This window comes from Balneola sp., assembly GCA_003712055.1.
Classification (GTDB): domain Bacteria; phylum Bacteroidota; class Rhodothermia; order Balneolales; family Balneolaceae; genus RHLJ01.
Genome location: RHLJ01000004.1, coordinates 280,220 through 305,489, shown reverse-complemented (window position 1 = coordinate 305,489; position 25,270 = coordinate 280,220). Strand labels below are relative to the sequence as shown.

Here is a 25,270-nt window from a genome sequence, read left to right as displayed (position 1 = left end):
AAGCATTCAAGTTAACCTTATACTAAGGTTCTTTCAATGCGACTATAGCCCTTTAAACAAATATTACGCCAAACCAGCTTATATGACATGTTGATTTTGCGCTTAGCTCTTTATTTAGTGCCGCTTCTACAGTAAAGGTAGAAAGTGTATTCGAACAGAATGCAAAGAACTTTGATCTAGATTCCCGCCTTCGCGGGAATGACTTAAAAGAAAACTAAAAATGGAATCTTCCTTCAGGGAGTATTTCACCCCATAGATCCTTTAGTTCAGGATTACCAGACTTAATCAAGTTAAATTTCCACTCTCGCTTCCACTTTTTGATTTGCTTCTCTCTAACTATTGCTTGGTACATATCTTGATGTATTTCATAATACAAAAGTAAATAAGCATTGTACTTTGATGTAAAAACCGAACCATTCCCCTGTTTATGGTTATAAACCCTATTTACTAAATCACTGGTAACACCGGTATAGAGAACGGTTCTTTGGACGTTTGGCAGTATGTATACAAAGCCTTCTTTCATAATCATAAGACCCTTAGGCTCAGTATTCCTTACAACTTTTTGTTCCTTAGCCCTCGTTTAAATTGTCACCCCTGCGAAGGCAGGGGTCTAGATTTCTATATTCGTGGACTGACTTCTAAAACAAACTTATAAATTTCCTACAATTCATATTCGTTTTGCAGGATTTTCTCCTTATATTTGAAGCCTTTTTGGATATCGAATTTGAAAGTTAATTATCCTGATTCATGAAACGTACATTTCAACCAAGTAATAGAAAGCGCAAAAACAAGCACGGATTCCGTGAGCGCATGTCCACTAGAAACGGACAAAAAGTAATTGCTGGACGACGTGCTAAAGGTCGCCATAAGCTTACTGTAAGTGATGAGAAAAAAGGAGCAAAGTAATTTAATTGCTCCTTCTTCTCGAAGATTTACCCTTCCAAAATCTCACATTCTAAGGGGCAGAAGGAATTTCGAGCGCATCTTTGGAAGCCGAAATTACATTCTCACCGATTCAATTAATGCCCGATTTGTCGAATTTGATTCTGACCCAAGAGAGTACAAAGTTGGCTTTATAGCATCCAAGAAACTTGGAAATGCCATTCAACGCAGCCGTTGCAAACGATTATTAAGAGAAGCATATCGACTTAATCGACATTTGCTTAGCGAGGAATTGCAGCGTGCTGAGAAATCTATGCATATAGTTTTTTCTACCCGGGTTAATGGCCTGGATTTTGCTACAGTTGAAAACGATATGGTAACCCTGCTTACCAAATTGCGTAGTCGCCTGCTTTCGTCAAATAAAAACGAACTCTAACCCGCTTTACTTTGGATAAAAATACCGTAATCGGATTTTCACTCATCTTCCTTCTCATGCTTGGCTGGTTCTATTTTACCATGCCTTCAGAAGAACAAATGGCCGAACAGCGTCGGCAACAAGCTATTCAGGACAGCCTCGCTTTTGTAGAACAGCAGGAACTGCTTAGGGAAGAACAACAAATCCAGCAACAGGAACTTACAACCCAGCTCGAAGCAGAAAACGAAGACGATGAGGCTTCCATTGTAGGTATGTTTTCTTCGAATCAGGATTCCACGATTTCGGAGTTCACTGTTGAGACCCCACTTTATACCGCTGTTTTTACTACCAAAGGTGGAGGACCTTCAAAATTTATTTTGAAGGATCATAAAACCTGGGATGGTAAACCTGTTCAGCTAATTCGAGATACTACCAGGTCCGCATATAATATTGGGTTTTTATCCACTGAGAATTATAACGTGGAAACTCAGAATCTCAATTTCAGGCAAGTAAATGCTGGGAGCTCATTAACGGTAGTTGAAGGGGATAGCAAAGAGCTTACTTATGTATTGGATATTGGAGATGGAAGAACACTCCAATACACGTATTTATTTTTCGGGGATAGCTATGAAGTTGACCTGGATATTCGATTTGTTGGTATAAGGGATTATATAATAGGTAGAGCTGTAGATTTTGGATGGAATTCTCCACTAAACTTTACAGAGTTGGATCGAGTTCAGGAAGCCCTGGGAACCTCCGCTTATTTCTATGCCGGCGGTGAATTGGAGCAAGTTAAAGCAGACGATTTTGATGATGATAATGGGGTAGTTGAACAAAGTGTAAATGGAAATATTGACTGGGTAGGGAGTAAAACAAAGTTCTTTGCACAAATCATACAACCGACTACCCCTACTGATGGCGCTTATTTACGAGGAGAAATTAATGGTGAAGTAGATGATCCTTTAACTGATCACCGATACTCAACGGCAATTACTTCTGACATCCCTTCTGACGGCATAGTTTCGTATCGCCTTTATATGGGACCAATGAAATATTATGACGTTAAAGACTTCAACGAGCATGCTTTTGACATGGTTGAAGTTGGATATGGTTGGCTACGATGGTTCTCTGATCCTTTTGTCCGATTTGTGGTAATCCCTTTCTTCACTTTTTTCAGTGGGTTTATTTCCAACTATGGATTACTAATCATCATTTTTGCTGCTTCTGTTAAGCTGATACTCTCCCCTCTTACCATTAAGAGTTATAAGAGTATGGCTGCAATGAGGGAACTCCAACCTCAAATGAAGGAAATTCAGGACAAGTACAAAAATGATCCGCAAAAGCAACAAAAAGCTACTATGGATTTGTATAGAAAGAATAAAGTAAACCCTCTTGGAGGTTGTTTACCGATGCTTCTGCAGTTTCCTATCCTTATTACTCTATGGAGATTTTTCCAAAACTCTATCCTTCTTAGGCAAGAGCCATTCCTTTGGGTAAGTGATCTTTCTGCACCGGATTATATCATTGATCTTCCTTTTTCTATTCCTTTCCTGGGAGACCAAATCGCGGGTTTAGTATTATTAATGTCGGCTTCTATGATGTTACAAAGCAGGCTCACAAGCTCTGCTACTACCGGAGGGTCTAATAACCCTATGGCTCAGCAGATGAAAATTATGCAGTACTTCCTCCCTGTAATGCTATTGTTCTTCTTCAACAACTTTGCATCAGGATTGAGCTTGTATTATCTGATTTTCAACCTGCTTTCTATTGTTCAGCAGTTGTACATTAATAAAAGTACTCATCAGGCTGCGGTTGCTAAAGCATCATGATTTCCTTTTCGTTAATCGTTATTCTTTCACCTCTGTTGAATAACGATTAACGAGATTGAAAAGCAGTAGCACACATCATTTTCCTCAGGTAATCTTCCGGAATGAAGAGAAGCTCCTCTGGAATCCTATCCTTAAGAAGCCCTATAAACACCTTCCGGAAGAAAGAGTTCGACTCGCTTTTGTGGAATATTTGATGCTTGAGGCAGGTGTTTCCAAAAATCGTATTTCTTTTGAATCACCAGTTCGTTTACCAGGTGATAAAGGAGCTTCCAGAACAGATATTGTGTGCTATAATGAACACTTTAAACCCCAACTTCTGGTAGAGTGTAAAGCAGGAGATGTCTCTTTAAATGAAAAGACCGCACTCCAAATAGCCCGATATAATCAAAAAGTAAACGCGCCATTTTTACTGGTTACCAATGGCCTTACATATTATTGGTTTTCGCGTGATGAATCACTCCTAAAGCAACTCTCTGAATTACCAATTGAATATGATTCTAAACATGAGATTAACAGAGATTCTGAATATTGGATTAAACGAGGGTTTTTAGGGAAAAACTCTTCTGATACCGTTCAGGATTGGGCAGTCAAAAACTCTCAATTATTGTATTCCAACAGCGATTCTAGTGTTCATTATTTGAGATTTAAAGACTCCCAGTTCGAACTTGAATTGGCGAATTATTACCGAATCTTCTCAACAGGAAATGGACTTAACTTAGCAGTAGCAATAACCGCTACTCCAAAAGGCGGCTCTACACTTAATGTGGTTATGAACAGACAGCATTCAAACGTGGGTATTATTTCTGTTTCTCTTGATGCAGTAAAAAATGCTGATAGAGAAAATGCTACGCTCATGAATGAGAAAGGGATTACCCGTTTTGATGCCGTTCAGGAGCTGGGCTTTTCTTTTGATCAGGATGCAGAAACTGTATTCGAACCTATAGCAAGGTTGTCATCCTGATTACTTAATGAGTTTTTCCAGGCAATAAAACCTGCTATTGCAAGGATCGTGAATATGAGAAATTGAACACTGGTAAGTATCAGGCCTTTATAAAAATAAAGAGGGATGGAAATAAGATCTGTAATAATCCATGCCAGCCAGTGTTCCAGTTTTTTTTGTGCCATTAACCACATTCCAGTAATAGCGAAACAGGTTGTAGTAGCATCCCAAATAGGAACATCGCTGTCGGTAAAGTTGATTAGCACAAAAGAGAGTATTAAAAACGAACCTATAAGAATTCCTGCCGATATCATCCATTCCGTTCTAGAATTTGTAGTTATTGGGATTTGAACTCGGGCACTATCCTTAGTGTCTTTCCAGTGATACCAACCATAAACACTCATCACAAAATAGTAGCTGTTTACCCCCATATCGGCATATAACTGATAATTAAATGCCAGGTGCACATAAATGAGCACACTTACAATTCCAAAAGGGTAGACCAAGATATTTTCTTTCATAGAAAACCAGACACTTAAAAGACCGGTGGTTACTGCTACCCATTCCAAGCCCGAAGTCTGGGTGATTCCATTTATAAAGCCGTCAATGATCACTTGCATTGGGTTAAGATAAGAACAAAAGGTTTGGATTTTACTGTTTGTTATTTAACCTTTGGCAGTTTTTTGGAACCCTTAGTATAATACATACATGCTTTTCGGCACTTTAGATTACATCATTATCGCTAGCTACGTTTTAATTCTTATTGCGGTAGCAATTATAGCGAAACGAAGGGATCAAAAATCTCTTGATGATTATTTTGCCGGAGGAAAGAACCTACCCTGGTGGCTGGTAGGAACTTCAATGGTTGCTACTACTTTTGCAGCTGACACTCCCCTTGCAATAACTGGTATTGTAGCGTCTCAGGGAATAGCCGGAAATTGGTTCTGGTGGAGCTGGATGATTTCTGGTTTGCTCACTGTTTTTATCTATGCCAAGCTTTGGAAACGCGCTGATGTTATCACTGACTGTGAATTTATCGAGCTTAGGTATGGAGGTAAACCTGCAAGCTTTTTAAGAGGCTTCAGGGCACTTTATTTTGCCTTCCCTTTCAATTGTGTAATTATGGGCTGGGTGACTGTTGGTATGGCTAAAATAATGTCTGTACTAACAGGAGCTGATCAGTGGACTATCATTGTTATCCTCTATGGAATGACCGCACTTTACATTGCAATATCCGGGCTTTGGGGAGTAGTAATCACCGACTTTATTCAATTTGCCATTGCCATGGTTGGATCCATTGCTCTAGCCTATTTTGCGATAGATCATGTTGGTGGATTTAGTGCATTGAAATCCCAATTAGCACGCCAGGATATGCTGGAAGTACTAAGCTTTAACCCATTTACAAACCCAGAAATACCCATTGTTACTGCTTTAATTTGGGTGGGAATGGCATGGTGGGCGGCCTGGTATCCAGGAGCTGAACCAGGAGGTGGCGGTTACATCGCTCAACGAATGTTTTCAGCTAAAGACGAACGAAATGCTGTTGCAGGAACTCTTCTCTTCAATATTGCTAATTATGCCATTCGTCCCTGGCCGTGGATCTTAGTTGCCCTTGTATCCCTTGTTATTTTTCCGGAACTGGTAGATAAGGAAGCCGGATATCCAATGATGATGGCCGAGGTGTTACCTGTTGGTTGGTTCGGCTTGTTATGTGTCGCCTTTTTAGCTGCTTTCGTTTCTACTATATCAACCCAACTTAATTGGGGGGCATCCTATGTGATTAATGATTTCTATGCTCGTTTCATCAAGAAAGAAGAAAGCTTCGAAAGCTCGGAAAAAGCACAAAAACACTATGTATTTATCTCCAGATTAGCCACCATTGGTATGGCAGGAGTAGCAGTGGTTGTCTCCTACTTTTTTGATTCAGTAAAAGGGGGCTGGGAATTTATTCTTTCCTTGAGCGCCGGAATTGGTGGGGTTATGTTACTTCGATGGTTTTGGTGGAGAGTTAATGCCTGGAGTGAAATTGTAGCAATGATTGCCGCTACCCTGGGTGCAATTATTTCTAAATCACTGGGGTATGATTTTGCTACAAGCATGATTTTTACAACCACTCTTTCAACGATAAGCTGGTTAATTGCCACCTTTGTTACCAAGCCAGAGAGTGAGGAAACTCTCAAGAAATACTACCATCAGGTTCGACCTTTTGGTAAAGGATGGAAACCTTTTGCTGATGGTAAGGAATCCCAGGACAGACTCGGGCCGGCCTTAGTCTCAGTTCTGCAATCCTTTCTTGGTATTATATTCATTCTTCTAGGAATGGGAGAGCTTTTCTTTGGAGATCGCTTAGCGGGAATTAGCTATCTCTTAGGGGGAGCACTAGCTACCTGGTTTGTAGTTCGTAAGATTTAAGGCTTCAGTAAAACCTTAATTGCACTTTCTTTTTCTTCATCGAATACCCGATATGCTTCTTTTGCTTCAGCCAGAGGAAATTGATGAGTTACTACATCCAATACATCAGCAGGTAACGTGTCAATTATCGGCAGTACTTTATCGATATAGTGCCTGGCCGAGCATCTTCCAAACTTCATAGTAACGTTTTTATCATAGAGGTTTGGAGGAGAAAATGGCAGCTTGTCAAAAGCCTGAACTCCAACTGATCCAAGTACTCCTCCGGGCCTTAACAAATCGAACGCCAGTTTTAGAGGAGGAGCACTCCCTACCGCCTCAATCGCTCCATCCACCCCTCTTCCTCCAGTCTCTGCTTTAATTTTTTTCACGGCATCTTCCTGATCAATATTGATCGGAATCGCTCCAAAAGAGGCTGCTTTTTCTAATCGAAAAGGTATTCTATCTAGTGCGTACACCCTCGTTGCACCTTGTTCGAAAGCACTTAAAGCAGCCATTAATCCTACAGACCCGCAGCCTAAAACCGCATACACCCCTTTCGGATTTATCTCTACCATTTCTACTCCGAAATACCCGGTAGGTAAATTATCAGAAATGAGATTCGCCCGTTCCCAACTTATATGCTCAGGTTTATGAACCAGCGTTGAGTCTGCGAATGGAACTCTTGCAAATTCTGCGTGAATACCATGTAAACCTATTCCTTGTTCCACCCATCCATATAGTTGGCTTTGCTCGCATCTTGCCGTTAACCCATTTTCGCAATAATAGCATTGCCCGCAATTTGTAGTAAAAGGACTTATTACTTCATCTCCTGGCTTAAATCTCTTGACTGAATCACCGATTTCAATGACAGTTCCTACGAACTCGTGCCCCATTATTGTATTAATATCGATCCCTTGTTCCCGGCCATGATATACATGCATATCAGAACCGCAAATCGCTGCACATTCAACTTTTACAATTACATCATTCGGGGTCAGAATCTCAGGATTGGGTACATCTATTACCTCTACCTGTTTTATTCCCTTATAGACCAGTGCTTTCATGAGATTCAGAAATAAGTAGAACTAACGATCTTCACGCCTGTACATAAATTTCAGGCCACTCCAGTCTTCATCCACAGCGCACACCTTCACATCTACCAACCCGATTTGCAGCCCGTATCTTCTTACCTCTGCTTCTGTAAATGTCCAGCTAAAGTTTTTGGACGCTTTTTTAATCCAGGAAATCCAAATCATCCCTGTTTTGGTAAGTTTTTCCTTTAAAATGGGAAATAGATTATGAAGTGTTTCCAGATCTTCACAAAAAAAGTGAATGAAATTCAGTTCTTCAGCTTTAAGATCAAGAATGGCAATTTCTTCAGGAAGCTCTCCCAACAAATCCATGTAGTGAGAAGGTTCATTTACAAATAACACCCGCATACCTTGCTTTATGCCTAGCTTCTTAACCAGCGGAGTACCTGAATATCCGGCCATCTGTTATTCCTCGTATGATTCGGCTATAGCAAGCAGTTTTTTTAAATCCTCAATCCTGGTTGGCTGATTAAGGCGCTCGTAACTATGTATCAAATTCCGGATACAACGAATAATTATCTCAACATCAGAAGCTATTCTAAAATGATCGGGCTTAGGCTCAATATTATTCTTTTTGAGAAAGAAATAGCATTGATCATAGGTAACTATAGCCCCATTGTCATAGGGGTCAATAAGAACCTCTTCTTTATCACTTATATAGTTCAGCATAAAATGAATCGGCATATTTACACCAAAAAATGGCATATCTAAGCGCCGGGCTAAAAACATCACAACCATACTTAATGTAATAGGCAGTCCCCTTCTTCGGTTTACTACCTTATCCATAAAGCAGTTTGCCGGGTTATGATAATCTTCCGTATCTCCACCAAAATTCAAATCTTCGAAAACAAATTTAATGAGCTGTTTCATTTTTCGGCGCTCATCTAAGCGATAGCGAATAGTAGGCTCAACCATTTCCGCAAAATGATCAAGTTTTTGAGAATACTCTCTATTGCCTAGTGTAGGATTACCAAATCGGGCTAACGTGAATGCCGCATTTTCTAAATCCGTCCGGTTTTTTACTCCTCGCTCAAACAGTTCATGAAAATCACTTTCAAGTGTTGAAAAAGTAAGTTGATGAATCAGATCCCCAACTTTCTTCTTTTCCTCTGGGTTTTTTATTTCAAGCCTGAATTGATCAAGTAGTGGAACTGCATTTTCCCCAAGTTCCGTAAATCTGCTATGTACACTCTCTTTAATAAATGGATCGGGATCATCCATTAGGAGGAGGAGTGATTCTATTTCGGATTTGCTAGTCATCTTTTCTCTCGTACTGCGCATTAAGATAGATATTCAAATCTAGAATTTCCGTTTAAATATGGAGCTCATATCTCTATATTTGACTCCCTAACGAAAACTCTGTTATGCATATTAACGTTTCTTCTGAAATTGGACATCTAAACGGAGTCATTGTCCATACTCCCGGTCACGAAGTATCCCTTGTGAATCCGGAAATAAAAGATGAACTACTCTTTGATGATATAATCTTCGAGGAAGATGCTCGTGGTGAGCATCTGGATATGCTTGAAGTTTTCAAAGCTGCTATGCCGGAGAATGGCAAGGTTATAGAAATACTCGACTTATTTAGCGAGGTAATTCAAGAGGAAGAAGCCAGGAATTATTTTATTGAGCAACTTATCCGTGAATTTCCGGAGGAAAACCTTTCTATTATTCATGACCAGCTCATCCGGCTTGATCCCCAGGAGTTGCTAAAATTTAGTACTGAAGGAACCCTGCATGGCTCAACAGATTTCAACCTGAACCCTTCCCCGAATTTACTCTTTACTAGAGATCTTGCTGCAGTAGTTGGAAACAGTATCCTTGTTTCAAGAGCTGCCACAAAAGCTCGATTAAGAGAGTCGTTAATTATGGAAACCCTGGTTAGTTACCATCCATTATTCAATGATATAAAGAGTAATGCGATTCGTATTTCGGGCCATCAATCTATCGAGGGTGGGGATGTTTTAGTGGAGTCGGATAAACTCGTTTTAATAGGTATGAGTGAGCGAACCTCATTTACCGGATTAATGCATGCCGCAAAAGGGTTGTTAAGTCATGGAGTGGAAACGGTTCTTGCTGTTGATATCCCTAAGCAAAGAGCCTCTATGCACCTTGATACTATTTTCACCTTTGCCAGTAGCAATGAGTGCATCGCTTTTCCTCCCGCCATTTTAGAACAGAGGGATAATGTGGTAGCCCTTCAATATAGTAATGACAAGATCCTTGCTGAGTCTCGATCTTCTTTATCAGAAGCTCTTAATGAGTTCTCGGGAACCGACTATACATTTATCAAATGCGGTGGTGAGGATCGTACCAGCCAGTTTAGAGAACAATGGACAGATGGAGCTAACGTTTTTGCACTTGCTCCAGGAGTAATTGTAGGGTATGAACGAAACACTAAGACCTTCAACACGTTGGTAGATCATGGTTATTCTTTTATGACGCAATTTGAATTTGTTGAGGAGTATAGAGATAGGCCACTTGAGTTGAATGATGAAAATAAAATTGCCATTAGTTTTCAGGGGCATGAATTATGCCGGGGTCGTGGAGGCGCGCGATGTATGACTATGCCAATTTCAAGAGAACCCATTAAATAACACTTTTTTTGAGCGAGGAATCTAAAACAACCTTCTTCTATCCTCTTCCTGAAAACAGAGAAGCTGATAACCCAAAGAAACGAGTTAATAACCCGGATATAAAAACGATACTCAAACATTCCGGCTTGTTCATACTCACCTATATATCAGTTTCTTTGGTGAGTACCTTTCTTGTAGGTACACCCGCAGAAGGAGTTTTATGGGGAATCTTACCTGCCTTTTCTGAAGAGAGCTTATTACGCGGCGTAACGTTTGCTACTCTGTTACTCACATTTCTCACTTTTCATGAATTTGGACATTACTTTGCTGCTGTATATCACGGAGTTAAAGTCTCTCTTCCTTATTATATTCCGGTACCGTTAGGCATTGGTACTTTGGGAGCAGTAATAAGAATAAGAGAGCAAATACACGAGACAAAAAAGCTTTTTGATATAGGTGCTGCGGGACCAATTGCTGGCTTTATCGTTTCTATTCTATTGCTACTGATTGGTTTCTCCACTCTTCCTGAGCCTGAATTTTTGAACAAATTCGGTGACCATAATTATATGGTAGAACATTTTTATGAACATGGGGAATATCCAGAAGATCCTCAGGTAGGAGAAAATCAAATGGTGCTCTTTTTTGGAGGTACACCGCTTTATAATTTCCTGGCATCTTTTTTTGCTGATGCTCCGCCATTATGGGAAATTCAGCACTATCCTTTCTTGTTAGCTGGCTGGTTCGGGCTATTCTTTACGGCACTAAATTTAATGCCCGTTGGTCAGCTTGATGGTGGCCATATCCTTTATTCACTTATTGGTTATGAAAAACATAAAATTGTAGCTCGTGTATTTTTTACGGGAATAACTATTCTTGCTGGCATTGAAGCCGTCCCATTAATCCACCAGCAAGTCATAAGCTTCGACAATAACTTTGGGTTACTTTCATGGCTGATTTGGACTGCGATCTTATTTCTTATTCTTCAAAAAGCCTTCAAGCGCGAACAATTATGGGTTGCTACAGCGCTTCCGTTTTCAATAATTAGTTCCGGAGTATATTTATATCTAATTACCGGAGATAACACTCCCGATTCTTCCCTAATATGGGTTTTTTGGACTGTTTTTATCGCTTTTATTGTAAAAGTTGAACACCCTCCGGTACTCATTGAACGACCACTTACTCCGGCCAGAAAAGTGATTGGATGGTTAAGTATGCTTATCTTTGTTCTTTGTATAAGTTTAAATCCATTATCCTTTAAAAATTTCATCAATGAAGAAAACCCTACCCCTACTATTGATAGTAGTTACTCTATGGGGATGCTCACAGAGCCAGCAAACACCGGAAAACCTCTCCATTCAAATTGACGCTTTATTAGAAAAAGACCTTTATGTAGAAGCACTCGCTGTTTTAGATGGTATTGAAGCTTCGGAGGAAACAACTTCTCTTAAAGAAAAGGTGCATCTCAACTATGGATTATTTCTTGAGTACAGAGATTCGAACACTACCAATATGCGAGATAAGATGAATGGAGCTCTGGCACAGTACATTGAAGTGTTGAAGATCAATGAAAACAATGAAAAGGCTATTAGCGAGATAGAGCAAATCCTGGGTATCTACGCCACCTTCCCTGATCGTAGCCCGGATCCGCAAATTGTTGAGGAGCTCCAGAAACTAGGATTTGAAGTTTAGTGACCTTCTCTTGAGTTAACCAGTATTTATGTCTGAGAAAAAAAACACGGTAACTATCCAAAACCGCAAAGCTTTCCATGATTATTCGATTGAGGAAACGTTTGAGGCGGGGATTGTACTCCAGGGCACGGAGGTAAAATCTCTGCGCCAGGGAAAAGCCAGTTTTACAGATGCATTCGCTTTCTTGAAGGATGGAGAAGTGTTTTTAAAAGAGTTTTATATCAAACCTTATGAGCAAGGCTCCTACTACAACCATGACCCTCGCAGAGAACGAAAACTTCTCCTAAGCAAAAAGGAAATCCGTGAGCTCGACAAGGCTGTTCAACAAAAAGGAAACACCATTATTCCTTTAAAAATCTATTTCAAAGGGGGCTTTGCCAAAGTTCAGATTGGATTAGCTCGAGGTAAAAAGAAGTTTGACAAAAGAGAAAGTATAAAGGCTGCCGATACCAAGAGAGATATGGAAAGGAGTCTGAAGGGTGGTACTAAACTAAATCTATAAGTTACTTTTTAGGCTTTGATTCTCAATATTTCTATAAACTCCTAGTGGATAAATCGTAATATCTGGGTATGTTACAAACCTACCAAAAGCTTCTATTCCCTCCATCGAGTCAAATACATTAAGTACTGAGTTACCAAAGCTCCTTACCTTTTTATAGTTGCTTTCTCCGTCTAGAAACTCTCTTTGCTTTGCGGCCTCTGCATCTTCTAAACTGGGTTTTGATGTAATTAAACCTAATACGGTAAGCTTTACATTTGGATTTTTCCCATAAGAAAACATTATGTGGTTTAAATCATCTTCCACAAAATGACTTTTTTTAAGATTGCAAATAACCTCAAACCCCTCGTAGTTGTCAAATGGTTTACTACGTAAATGGATTTGATCTTTGTTAAATGTATCTACCCATTCAGAAAATCCTTCTAAAAGCCACTCATCCGGGCTAGCAATTACTTCGGATAGAGCTTTCACTTTCTCATTAATGTCTTTTTCAAAGCTTGAGACTAGGGACTTTTGCTGTGCTTTTTTATTTCTATCCTTAATATCGTTTAATCCCTTTTTTATTTCTTCGACTTGAAGTCTTAGTAATTTTATATCCTCATTCTGCTCTATAGAATATTTATTGCACTTATTAATGAAATCAACCAACCAGGAAAACTTAGACATTATCTTTTTTAATCTTTCAAAGTCATTAATTGTACAATATCCCTCTGCTCTCACATAGCTTACTCCTTCTAGAAGACTTCTTATAACTATGTCATCTAGTTCTGCTTCTTTTGTAGCTTGATTTAAGTCCAATAACATATTGTTATCTATCAAAAAACTCTCCAACTGATTCAATAGATTGTGATGTAAAATTTTCGTCTGCATTCTTGTGAACTTCTCCGAATCCATACCCCCAAATTCTCTTTGAAAAACTTTCACATCAACTTTATTTGTCCTCTCTTTATTTTCTGAAACCTCTTTTCCTTCGTGAAACTCTTTAGTCAATCCCCCTTCAAATTGACTTAGTAAAGAAGATGCCTTGTCTTGATCAAAATATATTAGATCTTTTATCGCAGTCATATCCTCTCCGTTTTGGCTTTGTTGATAAACTTAATATGAACAATATAATAGATAGGAAAAACAAAACCCCGCCCTTTAGGGACGGGGTTTTCATGTTATAGCGGAAAATCTATAAGCCGGATTTTGTTCCTCCCGGATACCCGGGATTCGGTAATCATTTATCTGGTGCACTCCACCCGGTGGCTTTACGACAAGCGACGCATACCACCCTACATGAGCTTGCACCCCACGAGGTTTACCTTGCCCCCGACTTCACAGTACGGGGCGGTGAGCTCTTACCTCACCTTTTCACCCTTATCCCGACGAATCGAGACGGTTTGCTTTCTGTTGCACTTTCTGTCCCGGCCAGGTCGCCCTAACCGAGCCTCAACTTCGCCCGAAGGATCGTTGAGCGTGGTGCCTGTTGGTGTCCGGACTTTCCTCTCTAATCCACTAAAGCTTCATAGAGCGATTACCCGATTTTCCGCTTTAAAGATACGTTTTTGATCGGATTTATTTAAAAAAAATGGAAGAAAGTCACCCTGAAACAGGTTCAGGGTCTTTGTACAGCACGAAAGATTCTGAAACAAGTTCAGAATGACTTTTAAGTCTTATAGAGTAAGTTGTTCTTTCGCTCTATCAAAAAATGACTGATCAACAACAATACGCCCGCTGTTTTCATCGAAAATGATCTTGTTCATTCGGCGCACTTCAACTTGTTGTTGGGGAGGAAGTACCATTCCGAAAGCGGCACCTCTATCCATTGCTACCACGGCAATACCATTATTCAAGCCATTTCTGAGGCGATTATAATTACGCATGTAACGCTGGTCAATACCTTTCTCTACCTCTCCTCTCTTTTTCATGAGAACAACTTCTTCGTCTTCAGTCGACTTCATAACCTTTTCAAGGCTATTCTGCTTTTGTTCGAATAAAGCTTTCGTATGATCCAGATCGGTTTTGGCTACTTCAAGTTCAGGCCCTATCTCTTCTTTTCTCTTCTCTACTTCTTCAATTCGAGATTTAGCGTTTTCAATAACTTGTTTTTGAGCTTCGATCTCTTTGGTTAAGGCATCATACTCTCTGTTGTTTCGAACTGAGAGTTGCTGATCTTCGTATTTCTTTACCTTTTCTTCTGAGGTCTTTATTTCTAATTCAAGGCTATCAAACTCGACGAATAGATTTTTCTCTTCATCTTCTAACTTCGAAAGTTTTGCTTCTCCGCGAGCAATATCCGTTTCTATATCAAGGATTTCTTCAGGAAGATCTCCTCTTAGCTGCTTGATCTCATCGATTCTGCTATCGATGTACTGTAAGTTTGCTAATTGTTGAAGTATTTCTTTCATGTATGGTTAAATCAACTTTGATGAATGGGTTGAGGTTCTATGTCAGACACATAGATTTTCATTGGGTTGGTTACCATTTGAGTAACCGAGACGCTTACTTCTTCAAAAGCATCTGATAATTCATTTTTTAGCGCTTCTGCAATTGGAAATTCACTTTCGTAGTGCCCAACATCCACAAGCAGGAAGTTCTCCTTTTCAGTGAAATAGTCGTGGTACTTAATATCAGCAGTAACAAAGGCCTGGGCTCCTGCTTTAATCGCAGCTTTTTTAAGTGAGATTCCCGACCCTCCACAAACTGCCACTTTCTTAATTCTGTCTACATTCCCTGAGAATCGGACTGACCGAACATTCAAAGCTTTGGAAACCAGGTGAAGGAATTCGTTTTGCCCAACTCCTTCCTCGGGATACTCTCCGAGCACTCCCATTCCAAAATTCTGAGAATTGGAGGCTAATTCAGTTACCTGAAAGGAGCCTGCTTTAAGGAGTCCTTCTTTCTTAAGACCTGCTTTTAGCGTTGGTACCAGATGTTTATCAATAATTGCTTCAAAACACTTTAGTCCACGCTCCCTGTTCTCTACTTCGAAATAATGAGCTTCCTCTGCTGAATAATAATTCAATAATTTTAACACCGAGGTAGCATCTTCCTCAGCAGTAACTAATCTTATCTTTCGGCTTATGCTATAATTTTTTTCCAGAAACCTCAGGTTATCCAGTCCAAGAATATTTGCAAGAACAAATGAAACTCCGTCCAGCGCAGCATCAAGATTAGTATGGGCTACAAGTAAGCCAATATCATTTTTTATCAGCTTATAAATTATCCTTCCTTGCTGATTGGTTGGATTGATAGAGCCAATTTTATTAAAGATCAGTGGGTGATGAGCTACAATAAGTTCACATTTTTTACTTATTGCTTCTTCAATAACATCATCAGTAACATCAAGACAGGTGAGAACAGACGTTACTTCAGTTTCAGGGTCTCCTACTAGTAATCCAACATTGTCGTAATCCAGTTTTATGTGAGGCGGAGCCCATTGATTCAAAAAAGTGGATATATGCCGGATTTTAGTTGCCATCTATCTACTCCTTTGGAATGTTGGTTGAGATAGATGATCCGACAAGGGATGTTTGTAAACGTTCAGTATAATATTCAAATGATGAAAATCTACGTCTTTCTAGAGCTTCCAAAAATAACGCTTATATACGAATTATAAAAGGCTATCTTTATGTTCATAACTTTAAAATAACTTGAACGAGATTTGGTAAATGATAGAGCCTTCTATTTATAAGAATCTTGAGAAGATTCATCAAAGAATTAACGCCGCTTGCAACAAATCAAATAGAGACCCAAAAGAAATCACACTGATTGCTGTTAGCAAGACAAAACCAAATGAAGCTATTCTAGATGCTTTTTCTGCAAGTCAGCTTCACTTTGGTGAGAACAGAATGCAAGAACTGCAAGAGAAAATGGAAGCAATTAGTGAACCGACCATAGAATGGCATATGATCGGAACAATGCAATCGAACAAGATTAAATACATCGCTAACCGTGTTAACTGGATTCATTCCGCGTCAAAAAGTAAGCACCTTAATGAAATACAGAAACGTGCTGAGCTTGCTAACAGAACCATTAATGTACTTATACAAGTAAATATTAGCGGAGAAGATCAAAAAAGCGGATGTGATCCATCTGAACTTGAAAGCATGTTAACTCATGCTAAAACTCTTCCGAACCTGATGATACAAGGGTTAATGGGAATGGCCACATTTTCAGATAATCCTGAAGATATTCGTCCTGAATTTGCCAAATTAAAAACCACATTAACTGATCATTCTCATTTGAACGGAGAAAATGTCCAGCTCAAAGAACTTTCGATGGGAATGAGCGGAGATTTTGAGGTGGCTATTGAGGAAGGGGCAACCATGATTCGAGTTGGAAGCGCCATTTTTGGATCACGAAACTAAGGTTGATTTAGTGCGTAAGGCTCCCCACTTTCCAACAGGAACTAATTAAACTCGGGCATTATGTTTGGATTACCATGGTTTGCTATCATCCCAATCGTTGCTATAATCGGTGGGTTATTTTACGCATATAAAGAAAAAGAACTATCGTTAGAGGAAAAGCGTCTAACAAGTGCAAAAGAATCTCATGAACTACGGAAGATGATCTTCAACCTGAAAACCAGAATAGAAAACCTGGAAGCAATTGCTTCAGAAAATTCTTCAAAATCAGGTGAAATTTCGCTTGATGAAATAGAGATTAAGGATGATCTTAACGCTTCTGACTCCACTCAACGCTCAAAAGTAAGAGGCTAATACTATGCAAGAAGAAGAATTTATAGTAGCTCTGGTTGCTATTGTTTTTGGAATAGGGTTAACTGGGTTTTTCCTACATAATGTTTTTGGATTGATTAAAGCTTGGATTAATAGAAAAAGCTCTACTTCTTCCGGAGAAATAAACCCTCAGTTTTTTAAAGCACTTGGTGAGTTTAAGAAAACCACCGAAAGAAGGATCTCCAATTTAGAGGCCATTGTTTCTGATCTTGAGGAGGAAAAAATCAGAATTCCTGATTCTTCAGAATCAATAGGAGAAATTACTATTGAAGAGAAAGGTGTTAGAGCCGCCCAGAAAAAAGAGGACGACAGTAATCTGAGGAACATGTTAAACGAATAAGTGTTATTTTAATTAAGATTAGTAAAGACACTTATTATGAAAATCACGCCATTAGAAATTAAGCAGCAGCAATTTGAAAAATCATTAAGGGGCTATGATGTTGCTGATGTACAGGCTTTTCTCACTTTGATTTCGAATGAGTACGAACATCTTCTTTCAAAGAATAAAGAACTTGAAGAACAGATTGAAAAACTTAGTGACAGGGTAAAGCATTATGAACGGGTAGAAGAAGCACTTCACGAAACACTTCAAACCACTAAGGAATCCGTAGCTCAAAAAATGGATAATGCCCGACTTGAGGCAAAAAACACTACGGATAAAGCTCAAATGGAAGCTGAAACCATCATCCAGGAAGCTAATCAGCAAAGAGCACAAATTCGTCAAAGCATTCTTCGACTCCTTGACCGTAGAGATGAAATAATTGCAGGTATATCTTCTTACCTCGACAATGCCAAAACATCCATCGAAAAGTTTTCCAATGATGAAATGAACATTTTTTCCTTACCTAAGGATGAAGCATTGGAAGAATCTGAGAACGTTGAAGAAAGCTCATCAAACTCTTCACGCTTTGAATTTGATGGCGATGAGGACTCTACTGAAGAAGATCAATCTATTCTAAATGAGGATAATGAGGGTTTTCCTCCGGGATCTGATCGCCTGAATGATATTCTCGACGAAATAGATTAATTTTTCTCTATTCACATCCAAAAAGTTTTATATGGCGTTTGATACCGTAGAACAATTCCGGGGAAAAAGAGACCAGGCTGTAGAGTATATTCAGAGTGAAACCAGCCTGCTGCCCGAATATTTACTTATTCTGGGAACCGGGCTGGGACAGCTTGCTGAGGAAATTGAAGCCCACCATGTTATTACCTATGATAAAATCCCTCACTTTCCTGTTTCAACAGTAGAAGGACATGCAGGAAGATTAATATTTGGTGAGTTAGGAGGTAAATCAGTAATGGCTATGCAGGGACGCTTCCATTACTATGAGGGATATACCATGCATCAAATTGCCTTTCCTGTTCGGGTTGCAAAGGCTTTGGGGGTTCATACCCTTATGGTTAGTAATGCATGTGGAGGATTAAATCCCATATATAGACGGGGAGATGTGATGTTGATTCATGATCACATTAACTTTTTAGGAGACAATCCACTTATTGGACCAAATGACGACCAAATGGGTCCTCGTTTCCCGGATATGAGCGAGCCTTATACTGAACGTTTAGTGGAAACAGCCGAAAATGTAGCATTGGATAATGCCATTAAGTTACATAAAGGAGTTTATTTAGCTGTTTCAGGCCCCACAATGGAAACCCGCGCCGAATACCGATACATGCGGCAATTGGGAGCAGATGTAGTTGGAATGAGCACCGTACCTGAAGTAATTGCATCAGTACATATGGGCATGGATGTATTAGGTATTTCAGTTATTACTGATGAATGCTTTCCGGATGCCCTTGAGCCAGTAAGTCTAGACGATGTACTTGAGGCTGCTGCTATGGCAGAACCTAAGTTGACCCAAATCATGGTTGGAGTGCTTGAAAGATTGTGAGACTAATTATCCACAAAAAGCGTTATTTTTCCACGCGCTATTGCAATCTATAGGCGAAATTCGTTTCTATAGTAAACCATAAGCATTGAGACTAGTATATATATGCATTTTGATGGATTTGATGACGAGCTTTGGGATGAACATAAATGGGAAGCTCACCTCAATGAAGTAGAGAAGAAAAGTGATCAACTAAGAAAGTTTATTTCCTCTGATCCTAAAGGAAATACCCCGCGCTGGATTACCCTTCTGCAAGAGAGCTTAAGTGAGGATGATGCTTTTGAAGCTTATGTAGAAGAAGAGTTATTATTAGACGAAGCGTATTTTCCTGAAGATGAAGATTGGGAAGATGATGATGATTTTGAGGAGGATGAAGACTTTCTCTTTGGTTCTGATGAGTTCTCAGAACTTGATGAGGACGAGGAAGATTTTGATGCTGGAGAAGAATGGAAAGCCCTAAGTGAAGAATTTGCGGATTCAGATTATGGCTCTTTAGATAATCTTCTCATTTTCAATAGAGCCCGGCATCTCGCGGTGGATGTACTTAAGTGGTCCGAAACCATCCCTGAGAAAAATCATACCAAAGCTTTTCAGGAATATGTTGGTGAATCTCTTAAAATTGGGGCCAAACTAGCCGGAGGTTACTCCTTTGGGTTTGAAGCCGATTATTTAGGGGCAAATATTGCCTACACTAAGAAAGCTCTTACTTCCGCTAACCTGTGCTTATCACTATTACCTGCTCTTAATGAGAACAAGCAGATGTTTACCAAAGCACAATACCAAAGTTATCACGCTCGATTCTTCGAACTGAGAAATGATATTGGTATTTATGTACAGGATTTGAGAGACCGTTTCCGTTTTGGTTATGAATGACAGGGATTTTTCTAAGTTCTGGATAAATAGCTTTCAAACAGGTAACTCGATAAAGCTCAGGTCATTCCCGTGAATACGGGAATCTAGATTCCGGCCTTCGCCGAGGAATGACGTTTTGCCTTCCACAGATCCCGCAACTTGTACTGAACTTGATTCAGTATCAAAGTGCGGATGACTTAAAAGTTAATTGTTCTAAGCCTGGTTTTGAGTAATTAATGCTAATCCCAGATAGCTACTACTTTATTCCCATCGGAATCATTTGCCGCACGGAACATGGACCCCGTGTTCGTTTCCATTGAATAGTTACCATACTGATCAACTGCAATAAAACCAGCTTCTCTCGGATTTAGTAGCTCTCCAACCAGATAATCCATCGACTGTTGAAGACTCGCTTCTTTAAACTTCATATAAGATGCCAACGCATGTGCAGAAACATTAAGCATTATTCGCTCTCCCCAACCTGTTGCCGAAACTGCAACCTGATCATTTGCATAGGTTCCTGAACCAATAATAGGCACATCTCCTACACGTCCGAATCTTTTATTAGTCATCCCTCCTGTTGATGTGCCCGCTACAAGGTTTCCTTCCTTATCTAGTGCAACACAGCCAACGGTGCCCATTTTCCAGCCATTTTCTTCAAGCAATTCCAGGTTTCCACTAGTAGAAGTATTATTTCTTTTCCATCGCTCATATCGTTCCTGAACTCGGAAGTACTCGTTTTCTACTCGTTCTAGTGTGGTTTCATCCGCAAACTTTTCAGCTCCATCAGCAGCAAAAAATACATGCCGCGAATCTTCCATTACTTTTCGGGCAAGAGAAATTGGATTTTTAACAGTTGTCACTCCGGTTACTGCTCCGGCATTCATATTAGTACCGTCCATGATAGCAGCGTCTAATTCGTTCTTTCCTTCCGCCGTAAATACCGCCCCTCTTCCGGCATTAAACAGTTCGTTATCCTCCATAAATTGTATGGTTTGTTCAACAGCATCCAGTGCTGATCCACCATTAGCCAAGATCTCCGTTCCGATTGCAAGGGCTTCATCCAAGGCCTCCATATAAGCCTGAACTTCCTCTTCAGGAGCATCTGGGGGGTAATATCCTGCCCCTCCATGTAAAGCTATGGACCATTCTTTTTGAACTGGTGCAGGTTGTTCTTGTACAGGTTCACAGGAAATAAATAGGAGTGAACCCATTAAAAATAATGCGAGCTTTTTCATAGATAACCATTTGTTTCGGGCAACTTACCATTTCATTTCTCTTTTCGCTGTAAAAGTTTATCGAGAAAAGTGATACGTTCATCGAATAAATTTCAGGGCCTTTGCAGTTACCCGTTTCTTTGCATTGCAAACGATAACCAACTCTACAAACAATGAGATCTGCAATCAAACTTTTACTATTCATTCTTGCCTGTAGCTTTCTATTCACAGGCTGTTTCTTGAAATCTGTCCACCCTCTAATTAACGAAGACAACGCTATGCTTGTTGACGGACTGGAGGGTAGATGGGAAAGCGGCAATCAACGATGGACTTTTGTAAATGATATTCGAAATGTACCTGATATAACTATTAATGGTGAAAACTACGAAGGAACTATCGGCATTGAAGCTGAAGAAGACGATGTGTTTATCGAAGGTCCCTTTTATATGATCATATTTGAAGAACTGAGTAGCTCCGTTCCTGACACAAGCTATTTCCTTGGTGCGGCAGGACAAATAGGAAACAATCTTTTCCTCGATTTACAACTGTTTGATTTTGATATGAGAGATGACAACTTCGTTGACGCACATCTATTTAGGGTTCATACATTCTCTCGACTCACTTTGAATCAGGATAAGCTTTCTATAGAGCTGTTTGAAGACTCATGGATTACCGACCTGATTGTTGAAAACAGAGTTCGTATTAAGCATGAGAAAATAAATGATACCTTAGCTGGAGAAAGCGAAATACTTATCACTGCTTCAACAAAAGAACTTCAACGGTTCGTGAAGAAATATGGCGATGATGAGGATGCATTTGACGACCCTATTGAGCTAACAAGGGTGAACAATGAACTTTAAGAAGAAATTGGCAATTAATATCGTCCAGAATCTTGTTTTCTGGACGATATCCTTCGTAATCACCCTACGAGTGTTCGCACAAACTGAACAACTTGGAGTAGTTGATTTCATTTATAGCTTTTTATTCCATATTCCTTTTGTGACTGTCGTGTTATTTAATATTTATCGTTTCATTCCAGATATGTTAGTCAAGTATGGAGTGTGGGCTTACATAGGAATGATACTAGTTCCGGGATATGGTATAACCCTATCTTTATATGGCCTATCATATGGAATGTTTTCTGACTTTCTGTTCCCAAACTATTTCATGGTCGGTTCTTTTATGCCACATGAGATTTTCGGGATTATGGCTGTTTACTTAGCCATTTCTTCCATGATAGAATTTTCTAAGTCCTGGTTTGGGAGAAAGGAAACAGAACTAAAACTAGCCCAGCTCCAGGAGGAAAAAACCTTCAGCGAACTTAAAGCATTAAGAGCTCAGATTAATCCACACTTCTTATTCAATAATCTTAATACCATTTATGGAGAAGCACTCAAGAAATCAGAAAAAGCTCCTTCGATGATCCTAAAGCTATCCAGTATCCTCCGATACATTGTAGAAAATATGGACAAAGACATTGTTCCACTTTCTGCGGAAATTGAATACCTGAAAGAATTCATTAACCTGCAAAAAGAACGAATTTCTAATCCCAGGCGAGTGGCTTTCTCAGTCCATGGCAAATTTGATGACCTAAGCATCGCCCCCCTCCTCTTGGTGAACTTCGTGGAAAATGCTTTTAAGCATGGAAGTACTACCGAGGAAACTGACCAAATCAGCTTCAACTTAAGTGTGATGGATAAGACACTTACTTTTCGATCGGTGAATACGAAATCTAATTCCAGAAACCTGGAGGCTACTTCCTCGGGAACAGGCATCCAAAATGTGAAAAAGCGATTAGACTTACTCTATGCAGACCGGCATAGTTTAGAGATCAAAGAAGACAACTATACATACGATGTAACGCTAAGCCTGAGGATGAAATGAAACTGACCTGTATTATTGTAGAAGATGAGCCAATAGCAAGGGATATCCTCAGACAATATATCTCTGAGCTAGATTTCCTGGATCTTATAGCAGAATTTGATAATGGTGTTTCGGCAGTATCTTTTCTTCGGAAACAAGAAGTAGATGTACTTTTTCTTGATATAAATATGCCCAAGCTTTCGGGGATTGATTTGATCAGGAGCTTATCCCATCCTCCTAAAATAGTTTTGACCACTGCTTATTCAGAATATGCACTGGAAGGATACGAGCTGGATGTAATCGATTACCTCCTTAAGCCTTTCTCTTTCGAACGATTCTTAAAAGCGGTGAATAAGGTTTCCAAACTACTTGAAAGCGAACAAGCTTCAGACGAATCCCAGCCATTAATTATAAAAGCCGATGGCAAAACCTACCGTATCGATGAAGAAGACATTCTTTTTGTAGAAAGTCTGGGAGACTATGTAACACTGCATACCTCTTCAGAAAAACTCACTTTCAACCAGAGTTTGAAGTCTTTTTTGGAGAAGTTATCTCCAGATTCTTTTATAAGAGTGCATAAATCCTTTGTGGTCTCCCTTTCAAAAATCAATTATGTAGAAGGAAATATGATTTCTGTCGGGGAAAAAGAGATACCTATTGGAAATGCATTTAAAGATGATTTTAAAAATAAATTCCTAAAGGTATAATCAATCCCAGGAACCGTACATCGCATTGGGTAACACAAGAATATCTACTCCCTGGCGCTTTAGGAATTCGCTAAGGTCAACGTTTTCTTGTGTAGTTTTTGCAAAGTCTTTGATGTTATCTCCAACCTGCATAACCAGTGATAAATCTCTATTCCAGGAAGATTGCGCTTCCAGATAATTGGCCCAGCAGTTTTCAGCTGTTCCAGTAATTACCTCTTTGCGACGAAGGTCTTTGTCATTGATAATTCCATCTTCACCCACAGCATCCCTGTCAACTTGTGCCCTACCAATAATACAGGTAGTAGCTCGATTTATTGGAAAGCCTAATGCTAACAGGTTATTCCAGGTGTGTTGATCATGTGCACGGTCCCGGTTAGTGACCAGGGCGATTTGGCCCCCTGCTTCAATTACTTTGGTAACGAACTGTTTAGATCCAGGAACTTCTGTGGCTGATTCTTCCATCACCCAATCAGCCCAGGTTTCTGGGGTAAATCCCAGTCCTTGTGCATCCCTGCGCTTATTGTAATTACTGTTGTCCAGCAAGGTCTCGTCCACATCCATAATTACTACCCAGGGCTCATCCATGGAAGAAAAACCTTCGATATTTTGTTCTGCCTGCTGGTAAAGAGATGAAGTGATCAGGGCATATTCTGCACTGTTTTGAGTCCATCGAACACCCGTGCTTATTGGAAGAGGCTCAGTCAGCCACAGATCAACAGCTACAGGACAATGATCGCTTAGCATATCATCTTCGGTCATAGTCTGAGGAGTCATTCCGAAATAAAAGACGTCCTGGCTTCCAGGAACGAAGTATTTACTCCCCTGCGAACTTGTTATTATATGGTCGATTGGGTCGGGGTATCGTGGATGGCATCCTCTTATACCTTCCATACTACTTGCTAATCCTATTTCACCACCATCCATTTCTTCAAGATCTTCCCAAAAACGATTCTCCGGGGTAGTTATCCGATGGTTAAAATCCCCAAGAATTACGAAGGCTGTTCCTTCTTCAACTTTGCTTTCCACCCAATCATCAAGCACAGGGGCCTGCTCTTCGAAGGTTTCACATGCATCACGATCGGAAGTAGAATAGTCGTTTACAAAGCATCCGCTTTTCATATGCACATTCATTACCTCAATAGGCTCAGGAGTTCCCGTTAGCCTTATGACTAAACCATAGCGAAGTCCAGGATTGCCTAATGCCAGTTCATCAAAATTCTCAACTCCCTCAAACTCTACTCCCTTGCGGATGGCAAAGGCTACTTTTTGCTGTGTGGATGGACGGCCACTTCCTCTACAATCATAAGAACCACTATCTGGTCGATCAGACATTATAATAGTCCACTCACTTTCCGGAAATACACGAGCCACAGCTTTTGCTGATTCTACTTCTTGTAATGCAACCACATCTGCATCCATAGACTCTGCAAAAGCTCGAAGTTTAGCATAATCAGCTTCGCTTCTGGCAACACAGCCCTCTCCATCATTTTCGGCCAGGTGCTCGATGTTCCAGGCTACCATTCTGAGGGTAGATTCTTCAGCATTTTGGGCAAATACGGTTCCTGTATAACCCAGGAAAAGCAATGCTAACAACATAAATCTCGTTTGTTGGAAAATGGTTTTCATTTGATAAGAGTATTTAAGGTGGTGTAATTTTTACAATGAAAAATTCGCTGGTTAATTCCAGACTTGCAATAGCCCTGACT

27 protein-coding genes, 1 other RNA gene and 1 pseudogene are annotated in these 25,270 nt (G+C 39.8%); 17 read left to right on the top strand and 12 right to left on the bottom strand.

Going from position 1 to position 25,270, the window contains the following annotated elements; all coding sequences use genetic code 11:
* Positions 1 to 214: 214 nt before the first annotated feature.
* Positions 215 to 523 carry a GIY-YIG nuclease family protein gene (locus ED557_11165; protein ID RNC83422.1) on the bottom strand — a complete coding sequence of 103 codons (309 nt, stop codon included), beginning with the start codon at positions 521 to 523 and terminating at the stop codon, positions 215 to 217.
* A gap of 224 nt (positions 524 to 747) precedes the next feature.
* Between ED557_11165 and ED557_11160 the strand changes: the two genes are divergently transcribed.
* From ED557_11160 to ED557_11145, 4 genes are read left to right on the top strand one after another with little or no spacing between them, the layout of a single operon-like run.
* Entirely contained in the window at positions 748 to 906 is a 159-nt protein-coding gene (locus ED557_11160; protein ID RNC83253.1) for a 50S ribosomal protein L34, read from the top strand.
* A complete protein-coding gene (rnpA, locus tag ED557_11155; protein ID RNC83252.1) occupies positions 884 to 1,318 on the top strand; it encodes a ribonuclease P protein component in 435 nt (144 codons plus the stop codon). Before ED557_11160 ends, rnpA begins: the two co-directional genes overlap by 23 nt.
* A gap of 11 nt (positions 1,319 to 1,329) precedes the next feature.
* Positions 1,330 to 3,126: a membrane protein insertase YidC gene (locus ED557_11150; GenBank protein ID RNC83251.1), complete on the top strand. Its 1,797-nt coding sequence runs from the start codon at positions 1,330 to 1,332 to the stop codon at positions 3,124 to 3,126.
* A 55-nt stretch (positions 3,127 to 3,181) separates the two neighbouring features.
* A complete protein-coding gene (locus ED557_11145; GenBank protein RNC83250.1) occupies positions 3,182 to 4,087 on the top strand; it encodes a type I restriction enzyme HsdR N-terminal domain-containing protein in 906 nt (301 codons plus the stop codon).
* Here ED557_11145 and ED557_11140 read toward each other — a convergent pair.
* The gene (locus ED557_11140; GenBank protein ID RNC83249.1) at positions 4,039 to 4,686 is read right to left on the bottom strand and encodes a nicotinamide riboside transporter PnuC; all 648 of its coding nucleotides are present in this window, start codon (positions 4,684 to 4,686) and stop codon (positions 4,039 to 4,041) included. The genes ED557_11145 and ED557_11140 overlap by 49 nt on opposite strands.
* An 88-nt stretch (positions 4,687 to 4,774) precedes the next feature.
* Between ED557_11140 and ED557_11135 the strand changes: the two genes are divergently transcribed.
* Positions 4,775 to 6,478, top strand: coding sequence for a hypothetical protein (locus ED557_11135; GenBank protein RNC83248.1), 1,704 nt, complete (start codon positions 4,775 to 4,777; stop codon positions 6,476 to 6,478).
* Here the strand turns inward: ED557_11135 and ED557_11130 are convergent.
* The 3 genes from ED557_11130 to ED557_11120 are packed head-to-tail and all read right to left on the bottom strand — an operon-like array spanning position 6,475 to position 8,829.
* Positions 6,475 to 7,521, bottom strand: a complete 1,047-nt coding sequence (locus ED557_11130) for an alcohol dehydrogenase (protein ID RNC83247.1) — start codon at positions 7,519 to 7,521, stop codon at positions 6,475 to 6,477. The two genes, ED557_11135 and ED557_11130, sit on opposite strands and share 4 nt — an antisense overlap.
* Before the next feature lie 21 nt (positions 7,522 to 7,542).
* Positions 7,543 to 7,950, bottom strand: coding sequence for a DUF3052 domain-containing protein (locus ED557_11125; protein RNC83246.1), 408 nt, complete (start codon positions 7,948 to 7,950; stop codon positions 7,543 to 7,545).
* 3 nt (positions 7,951 to 7,953) lie between these two features.
* On the bottom strand, positions 7,954 to 8,829 hold the full coding sequence (locus ED557_11120) for a hypothetical protein (protein RNC83245.1): 876 nt from the start codon (positions 8,827 to 8,829) through the stop codon (positions 7,954 to 7,956).
* Between the two features lie 83 nt (positions 8,830 to 8,912).
* On the opposite strand from ED557_11120, the gene ED557_11115 reads away from it, so the two are divergent.
* Genes ED557_11115 through smpB form a run of 4 tightly spaced genes read left to right on the top strand, consistent with a single transcriptional unit; the run spans position 8,913 to position 12,315 of the window.
* Positions 8,913 to 10,145: a hypothetical protein gene (locus ED557_11115; GenBank protein ID RNC83244.1), complete on the top strand. Its 1,233-nt coding sequence runs from the start codon at positions 8,913 to 8,915 to the stop codon at positions 10,143 to 10,145.
* Positions 10,146 to 10,153: 8 nt separating this feature from the next.
* Positions 10,154 to 11,488: a site-2 protease family protein gene (locus ED557_11110; protein ID RNC83243.1), complete on the top strand. Its 1,335-nt coding sequence runs from the start codon at positions 10,154 to 10,156 to the stop codon at positions 11,486 to 11,488.
* The gene (locus ED557_11105; GenBank protein ID RNC83242.1) at positions 11,418 to 11,813 is read left to right on the top strand and encodes a hypothetical protein; all 396 of its coding nucleotides are present in this window, start codon (positions 11,418 to 11,420) and stop codon (positions 11,811 to 11,813) included. The genes ED557_11110 and ED557_11105 overlap by 71 nt, the downstream gene beginning before the upstream one ends.
* 28 nt (positions 11,814 to 11,841) lie before the next feature.
* Positions 11,842 to 12,315, top strand: coding sequence for an SsrA-binding protein SmpB (gene smpB / locus ED557_11100; GenBank protein RNC83241.1), 474 nt, complete (start codon positions 11,842 to 11,844; stop codon positions 12,313 to 12,315).
* Here smpB and ED557_11095 read toward each other — a convergent pair.
* The 4 genes from ED557_11095 to ED557_11080 form a co-directional block, all read right to left on the bottom strand.
* Positions 12,310 to 13,377: a hypothetical protein gene (locus tag ED557_11095; GenBank protein RNC83240.1), complete on the bottom strand. Its 1,068-nt coding sequence runs from the start codon at positions 13,375 to 13,377 to the stop codon at positions 12,310 to 12,312. The genes smpB and ED557_11095 overlap by 6 nt on opposite strands.
* A gap of 96 nt (positions 13,378 to 13,473) precedes the next feature.
* Positions 13,474 to 13,844, bottom strand: an RNA gene (rnpB, locus tag ED557_11090) — RNase P RNA component class A.
* Between the two features lie 123 nt (positions 13,845 to 13,967).
* On the bottom strand, positions 13,968 to 14,702 hold the full coding sequence (locus ED557_11085) for a hypothetical protein (protein ID RNC83239.1): 735 nt from the start codon (positions 14,700 to 14,702) through the stop codon (positions 13,968 to 13,970).
* Positions 14,703 to 14,713: 11 nt separating this feature from the next.
* Entirely contained in the window at positions 14,714 to 15,775 is a 1,062-nt protein-coding gene (locus ED557_11080) for a Nif3-like dinuclear metal center hexameric protein (GenBank protein RNC83238.1), read from the bottom strand.
* A gap of 190 nt (positions 15,776 to 15,965) precedes the next feature.
* On the opposite strand from ED557_11080, the gene ED557_11075 reads away from it, so the two are divergent.
* Genes ED557_11075 through ED557_11055 form a run of 5 tightly spaced genes read left to right on the top strand, consistent with a single transcriptional unit; the run spans position 15,966 to position 18,928 of the window.
* A complete protein-coding gene (locus tag ED557_11075; protein ID RNC83237.1) occupies positions 15,966 to 16,664 on the top strand; it encodes a YggS family pyridoxal phosphate-dependent enzyme in 699 nt (232 codons plus the stop codon).
* A 60-nt stretch (positions 16,665 to 16,724) separates the two neighbouring features.
* The gene (locus ED557_11070) at positions 16,725 to 17,015 is read left to right on the top strand and encodes a hypothetical protein (GenBank protein RNC83236.1); all 291 of its coding nucleotides are present in this window, start codon (positions 16,725 to 16,727) and stop codon (positions 17,013 to 17,015) included.
* 4 nt (positions 17,016 to 17,019) lie between these two features.
* On the top strand, positions 17,020 to 17,373 hold the full coding sequence (locus ED557_11065) for a hypothetical protein (GenBank protein RNC83235.1): 354 nt from the start codon (positions 17,020 to 17,022) through the stop codon (positions 17,371 to 17,373).
* A 36-nt stretch (positions 17,374 to 17,409) separates the two neighbouring features.
* Positions 17,410 to 18,060 (top strand): DivIVA domain-containing protein, encoded by a 651-nt coding sequence (locus tag ED557_11060; GenBank protein ID RNC83234.1) that lies wholly within the window; start codon positions 17,410 to 17,412, stop codon positions 18,058 to 18,060.
* Between the two features lie 31 nt (positions 18,061 to 18,091).
* Positions 18,092 to 18,928 (top strand): purine-nucleoside phosphorylase, encoded by an 837-nt coding sequence (locus tag ED557_11055; GenBank protein ID RNC83233.1) that lies wholly within the window; start codon positions 18,092 to 18,094, stop codon positions 18,926 to 18,928.
* Positions 18,929 to 19,251: 323 nt separating this feature from the next.
* Here ED557_11055 and ED557_11050 read toward each other — a convergent pair.
* Positions 19,252 to 19,371, bottom strand: a pseudogene (locus ED557_11050) (FmdB family transcriptional regulator).
* A 645-nt stretch (positions 19,372 to 20,016) separates the two neighbouring features.
* A complete protein-coding gene (locus tag ED557_11045; protein RNC83232.1) occupies positions 20,017 to 21,015 on the bottom strand; it encodes an isoaspartyl peptidase/L-asparaginase in 999 nt (332 codons plus the stop codon).
* A 257-nt stretch (positions 21,016 to 21,272) separates the two neighbouring features.
* On the opposite strand from ED557_11045, the gene ED557_11040 reads away from it, so the two are divergent.
* The 3 genes from ED557_11040 to ED557_11030 are packed head-to-tail and all read left to right on the top strand — an operon-like array spanning position 21,273 to position 23,564.
* Positions 21,273 to 21,854 (top strand): hypothetical protein, encoded by a 582-nt coding sequence (locus tag ED557_11040; GenBank protein ID RNC83231.1) that lies wholly within the window; start codon positions 21,273 to 21,275, stop codon positions 21,852 to 21,854.
* Positions 21,844 to 22,878 (top strand): hypothetical protein, encoded by a 1,035-nt coding sequence (locus ED557_11035; GenBank protein ID RNC83230.1) that lies wholly within the window; start codon positions 21,844 to 21,846, stop codon positions 22,876 to 22,878. The genes ED557_11040 and ED557_11035 overlap by 11 nt, the downstream gene beginning before the upstream one ends.
* A gap of 2 nt (positions 22,879 to 22,880) precedes the next feature.
* Positions 22,881 to 23,564 (top strand): DNA-binding response regulator, encoded by a 684-nt coding sequence (locus ED557_11030; protein RNC83421.1) that lies wholly within the window; start codon positions 22,881 to 22,883, stop codon positions 23,562 to 23,564.
* Here ED557_11030 and ED557_11025 read toward each other — a convergent pair whose 3' ends face one another.
* A complete protein-coding gene (locus ED557_11025; GenBank protein ID RNC83229.1) occupies positions 23,565 to 25,190 on the bottom strand; it encodes an endonuclease/exonuclease/phosphatase in 1,626 nt (541 codons plus the stop codon).
* Positions 25,191 to 25,270 lie beyond the last annotated feature (80 nt).

What these genes read in the sequence shown, in the direction of transcription:
- ED557_11165 (RNC83422.1), bottom strand. Translation starts at nt 523, where the DNA reads ATGAAAGAAGGCTTTGTATACATACTGCCAAACGTCCAAAGAACCGTT.
- ED557_11160 (RNC83253.1), top strand. Translation starts at nt 748, where the DNA reads ATGAAACGTACATTTCAACCAAGTAATAGAAAGCGCAAAAACAAGCAC.
- rnpA (RNC83252.1), top strand. Translation starts at nt 884, where the DNA reads ATGAGAAAAAAGGAGCAAAGTAATTTAATTGCTCCTTCTTCTCGAAGA.
- ED557_11140 (RNC83249.1), bottom strand. Translation starts at nt 4,686, where the DNA reads ATGCAAGTGATCATTGACGGCTTTATAAATGGAATCACCCAGACTTCG.
- ED557_11135 (RNC83248.1), top strand. Translation starts at nt 4,775, where the DNA reads ATGCTTTTCGGCACTTTAGATTACATCATTATCGCTAGCTACGTTTTA.
- ED557_11130 (RNC83247.1), bottom strand. Translation starts at nt 7,521, where the DNA reads ATGAAAGCACTGGTCTATAAGGGAATAAAACAGGTAGAGGTAATAGAT.
- ED557_11125 (RNC83246.1), bottom strand. Translation starts at nt 7,950, where the DNA reads ATGGCCGGATATTCAGGTACTCCGCTGGTTAAGAAGCTAGGCATAAAG.
- ED557_11120 (RNC83245.1), bottom strand. Translation starts at nt 8,829, where the DNA reads ATGCGCAGTACGAGAGAAAAGATGACTAGCAAATCCGAAATAGAATCA.
- ED557_11115 (RNC83244.1), top strand. Translation starts at nt 8,913, where the DNA reads ATGCATATTAACGTTTCTTCTGAAATTGGACATCTAAACGGAGTCATT.
- smpB (RNC83241.1), top strand. Translation starts at nt 11,842, where the DNA reads ATGTCTGAGAAAAAAAACACGGTAACTATCCAAAACCGCAAAGCTTTC.
- ED557_11095 (RNC83240.1), bottom strand. Translation starts at nt 13,377, where the DNA reads ATGACTGCGATAAAAGATCTAATATATTTTGATCAAGACAAGGCATCT.
- ED557_11085 (RNC83239.1), bottom strand. Translation starts at nt 14,702, where the DNA reads ATGAAAGAAATACTTCAACAATTAGCAAACTTACAGTACATCGATAGC.
- ED557_11080 (RNC83238.1), bottom strand. Translation starts at nt 15,775, where the DNA reads ATGGCAACTAAAATCCGGCATATATCCACTTTTTTGAATCAATGGGCT.
- ED557_11075 (RNC83237.1), top strand. Translation starts at nt 15,966, where the DNA reads ATGATAGAGCCTTCTATTTATAAGAATCTTGAGAAGATTCATCAAAGA.
- ED557_11070 (RNC83236.1), top strand. Translation starts at nt 16,725, where the DNA reads ATGTTTGGATTACCATGGTTTGCTATCATCCCAATCGTTGCTATAATC.
- ED557_11065 (RNC83235.1), top strand. Translation starts at nt 17,020, where the DNA reads ATGCAAGAAGAAGAATTTATAGTAGCTCTGGTTGCTATTGTTTTTGGA.
- ED557_11060 (RNC83234.1), top strand. Translation starts at nt 17,410, where the DNA reads ATGAAAATCACGCCATTAGAAATTAAGCAGCAGCAATTTGAAAAATCA.
- ED557_11055 (RNC83233.1), top strand. Translation starts at nt 18,092, where the DNA reads ATGGCGTTTGATACCGTAGAACAATTCCGGGGAAAAAGAGACCAGGCT.
- ED557_11045 (RNC83232.1), bottom strand. Translation starts at nt 21,015, where the DNA reads ATGAAAAAGCTCGCATTATTTTTAATGGGTTCACTCCTATTTATTTCC.
- ED557_11040 (RNC83231.1), top strand. Translation starts at nt 21,273, where the DNA reads ATGCTTGTTGACGGACTGGAGGGTAGATGGGAAAGCGGCAATCAACGA.
- ED557_11035 (RNC83230.1), top strand. Translation starts at nt 21,844, where the DNA reads ATGAACTTTAAGAAGAAATTGGCAATTAATATCGTCCAGAATCTTGTT.
- ED557_11025 (RNC83229.1), bottom strand. Translation starts at nt 25,190, where the DNA reads ATGAAAACCATTTTCCAACAAACGAGATTTATGTTGTTAGCATTGCTT.